The sequence below is a fragment of the Flavobacterium sp. genome, from assembly GCF_036741995.1.
Taxonomy (GTDB): Bacteria; Bacteroidota; Bacteroidia; order Flavobacteriales; family Flavobacteriaceae; genus Flavobacterium.
On sequence record NZ_DAINRG010000065.1, the window covers coordinates 1 to 10,814 of the forward strand.

The window sequence follows — 10,814 nt, forward strand, 5'->3', positions numbered from 1 at the left end:
GATAGCGGGAGGAGGAGTGTAATGCTGTACGGAGTTCCGCTTCTAAAAATAAAAAAGCCACTCAATTTGAGTAGCTTTTCTCTTTCTGGATTTATCTTTTATTATAAACAGTCAAAGCATCTTTTAATATCGCTACAGAGCGTATTAAATCATCTTTCTTTAAAACATAAGCAATCCGAACTTCATCTAAACCAACATTTGGCGTAGAATAAAACCCGGCAGCCGGAGCTACCATTACAGTTTCTTTATTATTGTCATAAGATTCCAAAAGCCATTGGGCAAAATCATCTGCATTTTTTACTGGTAATTGGGCAATGCAATAAAAAGCACCTTTTGGCGTGGCAACTTTAACACCTTCAATTTTTTGTAATTCGGCAATCAAAGTATCTCTTCTTTCTTTGTATTCTGAGATAACATCATCAAAATAACTTTGAGGTGTATCCAAAGCCGCTTCGCTGGCAATCTGTGCATAAGTTGGCGGACTTAATCTTGCTTGGGCAAATTTCATAGCCGTTGCCATCAATTCTTTATTCTTTGACACAATACAACCAATTCGGGCGCCACACATACTATATCTTTTGGAAACAGAATCAATCATAATGGCATTCTCTTCCAATCCGGGAACATTCATAACCGAGAAGTGTTTTTCGCCGTCATAAATAAACTCTCTGTACACTTCGTCAGCAATTAGGAATAAATCGTGCTTTTTCACGATTTCAGCTAGCTGTAATATTTCTTCTTTAGAATACAGATAACCCGTTGGATTTCCGGGATTGCATATCAAAATGGCTTTGGTTTTTGGCGTAATTAACTTTTCAAAAGCAGCAATAGGAGGCAAGGCAAAACCTTCGTCAATAGTTGAAATTACCGGAACAACTTTTACTCCCGAAGCAGTAGAAAACCCATTGTAATTGGCATAAAACGGTTCCGGAATAATGATTTCATCATCTACATCCATGGTGCTTCCCATGGCGAAAAGTAACGCTTCAGAACCACCGGTTGTGATGATGATATCGGCAACATCAATAGGTAAACCATGCGATTTGTAGTAAGCTGAAAGTTTAGTTCTATAACTCTCAAAACCGGCCGAATGACTGTATTCTAATACTTTGATATTGGCATTTTTAACAGCATTTAAAGCTACTTCCGGGGTTTTGATATCAGGTTGACCAATGTTTAGATGGTATACTTTATTCCCTTTTTTCTTGGCAATTTCGGCATAAGGAACCAATTTTCTGATAGGCGATTCCGGCATGTGTTGCCCTTTGGATGATATTTTTGGCATGACTTATAATTTTGAGATGCAAATTTGCGACATTTTTAGTTTGAAAACAATTCATTTTTTGCATTATAAATCGATATAAATGCAATGAGAGTTTGTATTTTTATTAAATTTATCAAAAATCAAACACGATGCGGCTACCATTTGTTTTTTATTTCTTGCTGTTTTCCATCTCTTCCGTTTTTTGCCAATCAGAATTTCAAATGGATAAAGCTAAAAAAAAAGTGGTCATCCCTTTTAAACTCATCAACAATTTAATTTTCATTCCCATAAAAGTCAACGGTGAAGAGCTTACTTTTTTGCTGGATACCGGAGTGGAAGAAACCATTCTTTTCAGTTTGGATGATAAAGAACAAATCAAATTTTTTCATATCGAAAAGCTAAAACTCAAAGGACTGGGAAGTAATGAAGCGGTCGATGCATATAAGTCTTCTAAAAACAAACTAGATGCCAATGGTTATACCGATTTGGATCATGAAATATATTTGGTACTCGATCAGGAATTTAATTTTTCGTCTCAAGTGGGAATTCCTGTCAACGGAATTATTGGCTATCATTTTTTTAAAAATCACAAAGTCGCGATTGATTATGAGAACAAAAAAGTAACTGTTTATGCCGATAGCAATAAAAAAATAATCAAACAACTAAACCGAAGGTTCTTTAAAGACAGTATTTCCATAGAAGATAGCAAACCTTATTTCATTTCGAGAATCACCCAAAATGACAACACAGTTTCCTCCAAATTACTGCTCGATACGGGTAATAGCGATGCGCTTTGGATCTTTTTGAATAAAACACAAGCCATCATAAAACCGGATTACTACATCCATGATTTTTTGGGAAGAGGGTTTAGCGGCGAAATTTTCGGAATCCGGGGTCGTATTGCTAGTTTCAGTTTTGGGAATAATACCTTTAATAAGCCTATTGCAACGTTTCCGGATTCGACTTCTATCAAAAGCGCCAATTTTGTTTCCAAAAGAGTTGGTTCTATCGGAGGTGAAGTTTTATCCAGGTTTAAAGTAGTTTTTGATTATAAAAATCATTTGGTTTATACTAGTCCAAACGATAAACTAAACGAACCCTTCAATTTCAATATGAGCGGAATAGAAGTGGAACATGCCGGATTGGAATGGACAAAAGAAACGGTTGAAGATGTTAGACAAGGTATTAAAGTGTATTCAAGTACGAATGATGAAAGGATTCAGAATAGTTTACAAATCCGTTTTGAACTTAAACCAATTTTCAGTATTGCCAGCGTCAGGGTTAATTCCAATGCCGAAAAAGCAGGATTGAAAAAAGGCGATAAAATCCTTAAAATAAATGGGAAGAATGCGCATGACCTAACCATAGAAAGAATCAATGGCTTACTCAAATCCGAAGAGGGTAAAACCATAGAAATCGAAATAGAACGAAACAATAAAACCTATAGTTACAGCTTCCAACTCAAAAGCATTCTATAACAAAAAAGCCCCGAATTTCGGGGCTTTTTTGTTAATTTTGCATCGGACTGGTTTTCTTTTTTTCCAGTAAATTCACTACCGGTTTTTCTACTACTTCTCCTTTAATTTTCAGAGCTACCCGACCTTCATCCACATTCACGGCATTACTTTCTACCGTAATGGTTTTTCTAATCGGTCCGGTGTGCATGTTGTATTTCACATCAATTTTCCCTGTTTTCCCTGGTAAAATCGGTTCAGTTGGCTTGGATGGTACCGTACAACCGCAAGTCGATTGCACATTGGTAATAATCAACGGCGCATCGCCCGTATTGGTAAACACAAAAGTTCGAAGACCACTGTCATCCTCTTTATTTACCGTACCATAATCTATCGTATTGTCTTTATCCTTAAACTCAATTTTGGCACCGCTTTGGGCAAAAATTGCAGCATTCACAAGGATAGCCGTCATAAGTAAATATTTTTTCATAGGTCAAAATGTTATCTTTGGTTCGTAAATTTAACTCGTTTAAATTAATGCACAAAAATTTAATTCTTAATTTTTTCTAAAGTACTTATTAATTACTTTTGCAAATCAAATTACAAAAAGCATACCACAATAGTTTGGAGCGAATGGTCCGTGTGTATCAGTATTCCATTCTCCCGCTGTCCGAGCTACAAGGTAGCTACTACCATCGGGGCTAGAGGAGTAAGGTATTGCCCATTTGTAAACGAATTACCAAAGTAACAAATCAACGAATTATCTATATATGATTCCAGCACAATTCAATGCCCAAGAAGTAGAAAAAAAATGGTACGACTACTGGATGAAAAACAACTATTTTCATTCCAAACCCGACCATAGAACGCCTTATACCATTACCATTCCGCCACCCAATGTGACTGGAGTGCTGCACATGGGACACATGCTGAACAACACGATTCAGGATGTACTAATCCGTCGTGCAAGATTGAAAGGATTCAATGCCTGCTGGGTTCCGGGAACGGATCATGCTTCTATTGCCACTGAGGCAAAGGTGGTGGCAAAATTGAAAAGTGAAGGCATCAACAAAAATGACCTAACGCGTGAGGAATTCCTAAAACACGCTTGGGATTGGACCAATAAATACGGAGGAACGATTTTGGAGCAACTAAAACAATTGGGTTGCTCTTGCGACTGGGATCGAACTAAGTTCACCATGGACCCTGATATGTCTGCCTCAGTTATCAAATCGTTTGTCGATTTATACAACAAAGGCCAAATCTATCGCGGGTACCGCATGGTCAACTGGGATCCGGAAGCTAAAACGACTTTGTCCGACGAAGAAGTGATTTACGAAGAACGCCAAGGAAAACTATACCATCTGAAATACCAAATCGTGGGCAGTAATGAGTTTGTGACCATTGCTACCACACGTCCGGAAACGATTTTGGGCGATACTGCTATTTGTATCCACCCCGATGATGAACGTTACCAACACCTAAAAGGAAAGCAAGCCATTGTACCGATTTGCAACCGTTTCATCCCCATCATTTTTGATGAGTATGTGGATATGGAATTTGGTACCGGTTGCTTAAAAGTAACGCCGGCACACGACATTAATGATAAAGCGTTAGGTGAAAAACACAACTTGGAAATTATCGACATCTTCAATGATGATGCGACTTTGAATAGTTTTGGTTTGCACTATCAAGGCAAAGACCGTTTTGTGGTACGCGAAGAAATTGCCAAAGAATTAGACGATATCAATGCTTTAGAAAAAGTAGAAAACCACATCAACAAAGTAGGAACTTCGGAAAGAACCAAAGCCGTTATCGAGCCGCGTTTGTCTGACCAATGGTTCCTGCGCATGGAAGATTTGGTAAAGCCAGCTATAAAAGCGGTTTTAGAAACCAAAGAAGTAAAATTATATCCGTCGCGTTTTGATAATACGTACCGTCACTGGTTAGAAAACATTCGCGATTGGAATATCTCGCGCCAATTGTGGTGGGGACAACAAATTCCGGCTTACTACTACGGCGATGGCAAAGAAGATTTTGTAGTAGCAGAAACCAAAGAAGAAGCTTTAGCTTTAGCTAAAATTGCCACGAAGAATGACCAATTAACACAAGCTGACTTAACTCAGGATGCCGATGCTTTAGATACTTGGTTCTCTTCATGGTTATGGCCAATAGCCGTGTTTGGCGGTATGTTGGATCCGGAAAATGAAGATTTTAAATACTATTACCCAACGAATGACTTGGTAACCGGACCGGATATTTTGTTCTTCTGGGTGGCGCGTATGATTATTGCAGGTTACGAGTACACGGGCAAAAAACCATTTACCAATGTATATCTTACCGGATTGGTTCGCGACAAACAACGCCGCAAAATGTCAAAGTCGTTAGGAAACTCTCCGGAACCATTGGAACTGATTGAAAAATTTGGTGCCGATGGCGTGAGAGTAGGATTGCTGTTGAGCGCTTCTGCCGGAAATGACATTATGTTTGATGAAGAATTGTGCAATAACGGGAAAGCGTTTGCCAACAAAATATGGAATGCCTTCCGATTAATCAAAGGCTGGGAAGTGGCTGATATCGCCCAACCCGAAAGTTCTAAAGTCGCCATTGAGTGGTATGAAGCCAAGTTGCAACAAACCTTATTGGAAATTGAAGACCATTTCGAGAAATACCGTTTGTCGGATGCTTTGATGAGCATTTACAAATTGGTTTGGGATGATTTCTGTTCGTGGTTCCTGGAAATGATTAAGCCGGCCTACCAACAACCGATTGACCGCGCAACCTTCAACAAAGCCATTGCAATGTTGGAAGCTAATTTGAAATTACTGCATCCGTTTATGCCGTTTTTGACAGAGGAAATTTGGCAACACATTGCCGAAAGAACTCCGGAGCAAGCGCTAATCATTGCCGAATATCCAGTGATGACTTCTTTTGATGCCAAACTAATTACCGATTTTGATTTTGCCGCCGAAGTAATTGCCGGAGTGAGAACCATTCGTAAAGACAAGAACATTGCGATGAAAGATGCGGTAGATTTGAAAGCTATCAACAACGAAAAAGTAAGCACTTACTTTGATAGCGTAATCATGAAACTGGGGAATATCACTTCGTTAGAATACATCACGGATAAGATTGACGGCGCATTGACTTACCGAGTAAACGCTAACGAGTACTTCATACCGGTTTCGGGCAATATTGATATTGCAGCCGAAATAGCTAAGCTTACCGAAGAGTTGAAATACACCCAAGGATTCCTTCGCAGTGTACAAGGCAAGTTGGCCAACGAGAAATTCGTAGCCGGTGCTCCGCCTCAAGTCATTGATAACGAACGCAAAAAAGAAGCCGATGCTTTGGCAAAAATTGCCACAATAGAGCAGAGTTTAACAAGTTTACAATAACAAGAAAGTCCCGAGCCATCGGGACTTTTTATGTATTAAGATAGGAGTGACTGCTGTTGTGCGCCAATGGTTAGCTACCAATTACCAGTGGAAGGGCATAGAGTACTCTAACAATTTGACCGTTCTGTTTTCCGGGATTCCATGGAGGTAGGCTTTTAAGTATTCGGATTAGTTCTTTGGCTTTAACAGCATCCACACCGCGCAGAATTTTCACATCACTAAGCGAGCCATCTTTTTCGATGACAAATATCGAATATACTTTTCCTTTTACCTCTGATTGAAATCCGGCTTTTAGATAGCTTTCATTTACCAAAGCCTTTAATTTATCTAATCCGCCCGGGAATTCGGGTTTAACATCAAGTCCGGCTAAGTTGTAAATGTTGTTGTCTTCTTTTTTTTCAACACTTTGGGAAAAACTGGTAATCGAATAAAACAGCACGAGTCCTGCAATTATTTTTTTCATGGTAATTTTATTTCTATCAGATAGCTGGTCATGTTGTACAACGTGCTGCTCTGCAATGATTTTAGTAGTAAGTTCCGTCACTTCGGGTGTTTTGAGCAAAGCTCAAAATGTATCGAGAAGCCCAAGCCACTTGGTTGCTACAAACGATTGTTTTCGGGCTGTTGTTACTATTTCTTCGTCAGTGTGTATCTCAAATGAGTTGTCAAGTCTGACGGTATCACTTCTACGATTTGTAAGTCATATTTGTCTTTGTCAATACCGTCAAATAACCGGATACCGCTTCCTAAAAAAACAGGCGCAATGTGAATAAAAAATTCGTCAACCAGTCCTGCATTTAGAAATTGTTGGATAGTGTTTGCACCACCTTGTATTCTTATGTCCTTTCCTTTTGCGGATTGTCTTGCTTTGTCCAAGGCACTTTCTATTCCATCATTTATGAAGTAAAAAGTTGTCGTGCCTTCCTGAACCCAAGGTTCTCGCTTTTCGTGTGTTACTACATAAACGTCAGCTTTGTATAAGTCATTGGGCCAACTGGCTTCGCCTTCCTCAAACATACGTTTTCCCATAATGAATGCACCTGTTCGTTCAATGGTCTCTCTAATAAATTTCCCATCAGGGCCATCTTCTTTGCCACCTTCGAACCCTAAGTATTCCCAGAACGCTTTTTGATTAAACATCCACGAATGAATTTGACCAGAAACCCCACCCATAGGGTTTTTTGGGCCTCTGTTATCTCCTGCGAAAAAACCATCAAGAGATATTCCGCTGTCAAAGATTATTTTGCTCATATTTTACTTTTTAACTATTTCTTAGTTGTTGAAACTTTCGTTTACAATGTCTGCCAACCTTTCGCGACTTATAGTAGCTGCAATTAGTTCCGTCACTTCGAGTGTTTTGAGCAAAGCTCAAAATGTATCGAGAAGCCCAACGTGGTTATTATAAATGGCTGTTAACAGTAGTCTTTTTTTTTCTGAAAACCCCGATAAATTTATAAAATAAATTGGTTGTGCAATTGTTATAATTAGTAAAAATAGAATTAATAAAGTTTGATTTATAACTTGGTAACTATCAAACAACGGGAAAGGTTTTTCGGCAAATAATTTGTTATAGCCAACAACTAACCAATAAGTTATAAATCCACCAATCAAGATTATGGAATGAATTAAAGTCAAATATTTTATTAAGCTCTTTTCCAGTTTTTTTTGAACAAACCAATAACCAAATCCAAGAAGAAAATAACCGATGCTTAATATTAAAGTAGCATCCAGATTTGCCATTACAAAATACGTGTCGTGAACATTAATGTCTAATGTGCTATTTTCTGTTGAATCGTTTTTAAAGAAACCGATTATCAAGATTATTACTGATACAATCCAGAAATAGTGATACACTTTTACTCGCTTGAAATTCATATTTTCTTTTAGATGGATTTAATAAACTTTCTGTTAACGTTCCGCAACGTATAGCAGCGGCATTGATTTTACTATTATGTTCCTTCACTTCGAGTGTTTTGAGCAAAGCTCAAAATGTATCGAGAAGCCCAAGCCCCGTGGTTGCTGCAAACGGCTGCTATATGATGTTTTTAGTTGTTAAATTGACTTTCATTTATTTCACCTTCAATCTCATTCGAATAACTTTTTCCACCCCAATATTCAAATTTTAATCTAAGCTTTGTTTTGAAGTTTCCTTTGAATTTTTTCATTGAACTTATCACTATTTGATTAGGTGCGCAATAAAAATTTTGAATTCCATTTCCACAATCAAAAGTGAACTTCTTTTGTATTGCTCTCCAATTTCCAGCTCTGTCTTTGGCTTCCGTAATAATGGGTAGAAACACATCATATCCTATATTTACAGTGTCCTTGTTAGTACTTTTAATAAATACTGGATAAGCTATTTTGTTATTTCTTTTACCTGATTTGGGTGCCTCATAAAAGCCTAATGGAATTCCTATAATCTTAGTTGTATCTATAAATAGTTTAATTGAGTTTGTTTTTGGGAATTTATATTTATCCCTATTTTCTGTTTTTTTAACGGTCTGGTTATTCCTGTATGAAAGTTTAATTTCCGGGCTTATTTCACCAATATAAAGCGGAGAAAATTCAGCTTCTGTTAATGAGTCTACTTTGTCGGCAAATAATTTGTTTGTAGAATCATCTATCAAATTAATTTCGCTAAACTTAATGTTATGATTTTCTTTCTTACAACTGATAAGAAAAATGATAGACATTAATGTTACGATAAATATGTTTTTCATGGTGTTTTCTAATAATGTTATATAACGTTCCGCAACGTATAGCAGCGGCATTGATTTTAGTATTACGTTCCGTCACTTCGAGTGTTTTGAGCAAAGCTCAAAATGTATCGAGAAGCCCAAGCTCCGTTGTCGCAACAAACCGCTGTTAGCGGCTGGGCTTTTATATTTACTATCCATAACAACTTATACAAAGTGTTATTCCATTTTCTCCAATTCTTTTGAGTCTCTGTGGATCAAATGCCATATTGCATTGGTCATCATATTCGTAAATCATCCAAATAGTAATATCGTCGCGTTTAATATTCAGTTTTTCCAAGTCAGAATATTTAGTTTCAAGAATATTTAAAAATTGATTAATAAAATCAAAATATTCATCTGATTCATTTTGTTCAACTTTATACCACCATTCTGAAGGATTTTCATCTTCTGTTAAATATTCTATTCCAAGAATTGAATTAAGAGAACTTAAAGTTTCTTTATTCGGTGAAAAAGATATTTGTAATCTATAAAAATATTTCATTAGAAAGAAGTGTTTGAGCCTTGCCGCTAACTAGTATATATAAACAACCAAGCAGCATTTATATCTCTCAAATATAAATAATTTCCATCATATTTTCTCACATTTTAATCTCTTCCGCCATTCCTACGACCCTTTCCGCTACCTCTTTAGTCCTTTCCGCATTCCCTAAGGACTCTTCCGCCGGCGGAATGCTTCAAAGGAAACGCGGAACGAACCATAGGAACAGCGGAACGCACTAAAGGAACGGCGGAACACACCTTAGATAAGGCGGAAAAGGTCATAGGAACGGCGGAAGAGACCTTAGGGAATGCGGAAAGGGTCATAGGAACAGCGGAACGCACCAAAGGAACGGCGGAAGAGACCTTAGGAAACGCGGAACGCTTCTTAGGGAATGCGGAAAGGGTCTTAGGAACAGCGGAACGGTACCGAAAGCCTGTAAAACGACTCATTCACAACAAATTAGTAGGGTAGTGGGTATTCATTTCTCGGCTATATTTTGTAAATTAGCGGTCTTATTTTTACCATCGGCTCCTTATCGGACTTATAAACCCTACTGACTTTTTGGATACTGTGAAGCTGTGTTCCCATCGGAACGAACATAGCTACGATGGCAAACTACCGGGTAGTCGGTAGGCATATTTTGAAACTCTCATAGCATTAACTTTTCACCGCTACTCAAAAATAAGGACTTACCAAGAGCCATAAGAGTAGGCATCATTTTCGTAACTAATTTTAATCGTTGGCAGGCGGTATAGCATGGCCTGTTGAACGTGCCACCTTTTTAAAAACAGAAAAAATGAAAACAATAATTAAAAATTCCATCAAACTGCTTAGCGTATTTTTGGTACTGTTTAGTATGCAGCTCCACGCGCAGGATCCCGTGACTATTGCTCCGAAAAATTATAAAAAAGTACTGATTGACAATGAGAGCGTCAGAGTCATACAGTTTGAAATGGCGCCCAATGATGTAATCCCATGGCACAGCCATCCTAACCATGTTATTTATGCTTTAGCAGGCGGCAAAATCGAAATCACCGATAAAGATAAACCGGCCAATACCATTGATATAAAAGCTGGCGATGCTGTTTTTATGCCGGCAGTAACCCACATGGCCAAAAACATAGGAAAGACTACCATAAAACTGATTATTACCGAAATAAAATAAAGGTAGTTTAACTATAAAAGTCCCGGAGTGTCGGGGCTTTTTTTAGTTATTTAGGGAAAGTCTCTACAATTTCATCTGTAATTAGGGCCAACCAAACGGCAGTAATGGGTGCCGCTAAGTAAAACATTCGGGCCAGTTCATTTGACAACAAAGCATGTAGCAATACAATCAGTAAAAATAGCCCCATGTAGAGGGTTGTTTTTTGTTTTAGCAGCATTCGTATCTTTTTGTGGAGTAAACTTATAAAAAGAAGTCCCCATGGGCCAACAACAGCCGTTAGTTCGTAAAGTCCG

The 10,814-nt window shown here is 37.9% G+C and carries 11 protein-coding genes; 3 read left to right on the top strand and 8 right to left on the bottom strand.

All coding sequences use genetic code 11. The annotated features are described in order from the left end of the window. Nucleotides 1–91: 91 nt before the first annotated feature. On the bottom strand, nucleotides 92–1,285 hold the full coding sequence (locus tag V7D82_RS12540) for a pyridoxal phosphate-dependent aminotransferase (protein WP_333601314.1): 1,194 nt from the start codon (nucleotides 1,283–1,285) through the stop codon (nucleotides 92–94). A gap of 200 nt (nucleotides 1,286–1,485) precedes the next feature. Between V7D82_RS12540 and V7D82_RS12545 the strand changes: the two genes are divergently transcribed. Next, nucleotides 1,486–2,742: a PDZ domain-containing protein gene (locus tag V7D82_RS12545; RefSeq protein ID WP_333601315.1), complete on the top strand. Its 1,257-nt coding sequence runs from the start codon at nucleotides 1,486–1,488 to the stop codon at nucleotides 2,740–2,742. A gap of 31 nt (nucleotides 2,743–2,773) precedes the next feature. On the opposite strand, the gene V7D82_RS12550 is transcribed toward V7D82_RS12545, so the two are convergent. Then, nucleotides 2,774–3,208: a DUF1573 domain-containing protein gene (locus tag V7D82_RS12550; protein ID WP_333601316.1), complete on the bottom strand. Its 435-nt coding sequence runs from the start codon at nucleotides 3,206–3,208 to the stop codon at nucleotides 2,774–2,776. A 280-nt stretch (nucleotides 3,209–3,488) separates the two neighbouring features. Between V7D82_RS12550 and V7D82_RS12555 the strand changes: the two genes are divergently transcribed. Then, on the top strand, nucleotides 3,489–6,116 hold the full coding sequence (locus V7D82_RS12555; protein WP_333601317.1) for a valine--tRNA ligase: 2,628 nt from the start codon (nucleotides 3,489–3,491) through the stop codon (nucleotides 6,114–6,116). Between the two features lie 70 nt (nucleotides 6,117–6,186). Here the strand turns inward: V7D82_RS12555 and V7D82_RS12560 are convergent, their stop codons facing one another. The 5 genes from V7D82_RS12560 to V7D82_RS12580 form a co-directional block, all read right to left on the bottom strand. Beyond that, entirely contained in the window at nucleotides 6,187–6,579 is a 393-nt protein-coding gene (locus tag V7D82_RS12560) for an energy transducer TonB (protein WP_333601318.1), read from the bottom strand. 167 nt (nucleotides 6,580–6,746) lie between these two features. Continuing rightward, a complete protein-coding gene (locus V7D82_RS12565) occupies nucleotides 6,747–7,367 on the bottom strand; it encodes a dihydrofolate reductase family protein (RefSeq protein ID WP_333601319.1) in 621 nt (206 codons plus the stop codon). Between the two features lie 117 nt (nucleotides 7,368–7,484). Beyond that, nucleotides 7,485–7,991 (bottom strand): hypothetical protein, encoded by a 507-nt coding sequence (locus tag V7D82_RS12570; RefSeq protein ID WP_333601320.1) that lies wholly within the window; start codon nucleotides 7,989–7,991, stop codon nucleotides 7,485–7,487. 170 nt (nucleotides 7,992–8,161) lie between these two features. Further along, entirely contained in the window at nucleotides 8,162–8,836 is a 675-nt protein-coding gene (locus V7D82_RS12575) for a hypothetical protein (protein ID WP_333601321.1), read from the bottom strand. Nucleotides 8,837–9,005: 169 nt separating this feature from the next. Continuing rightward, nucleotides 9,006–9,356, bottom strand: a complete 351-nt coding sequence (locus V7D82_RS12580; RefSeq protein WP_333601322.1) for a hypothetical protein — start codon at nucleotides 9,354–9,356, stop codon at nucleotides 9,006–9,008. A 796-nt stretch (nucleotides 9,357–10,152) separates the two neighbouring features. Between V7D82_RS12580 and V7D82_RS12585 the strand changes: the two genes are divergently transcribed. Then, on the top strand, nucleotides 10,153–10,521 hold the full coding sequence (locus tag V7D82_RS12585; RefSeq protein ID WP_333601323.1) for a cupin domain-containing protein: 369 nt from the start codon (nucleotides 10,153–10,155) through the stop codon (nucleotides 10,519–10,521). 46 nt (nucleotides 10,522–10,567) lie between these two features. Here the strand turns inward: V7D82_RS12585 and V7D82_RS12590 are convergent. Next, nucleotides 10,568–10,814: hypothetical protein (locus V7D82_RS12590; RefSeq protein ID WP_333601324.1), on the bottom strand; the 247-nt coding region annotated here is incomplete at its 5' end.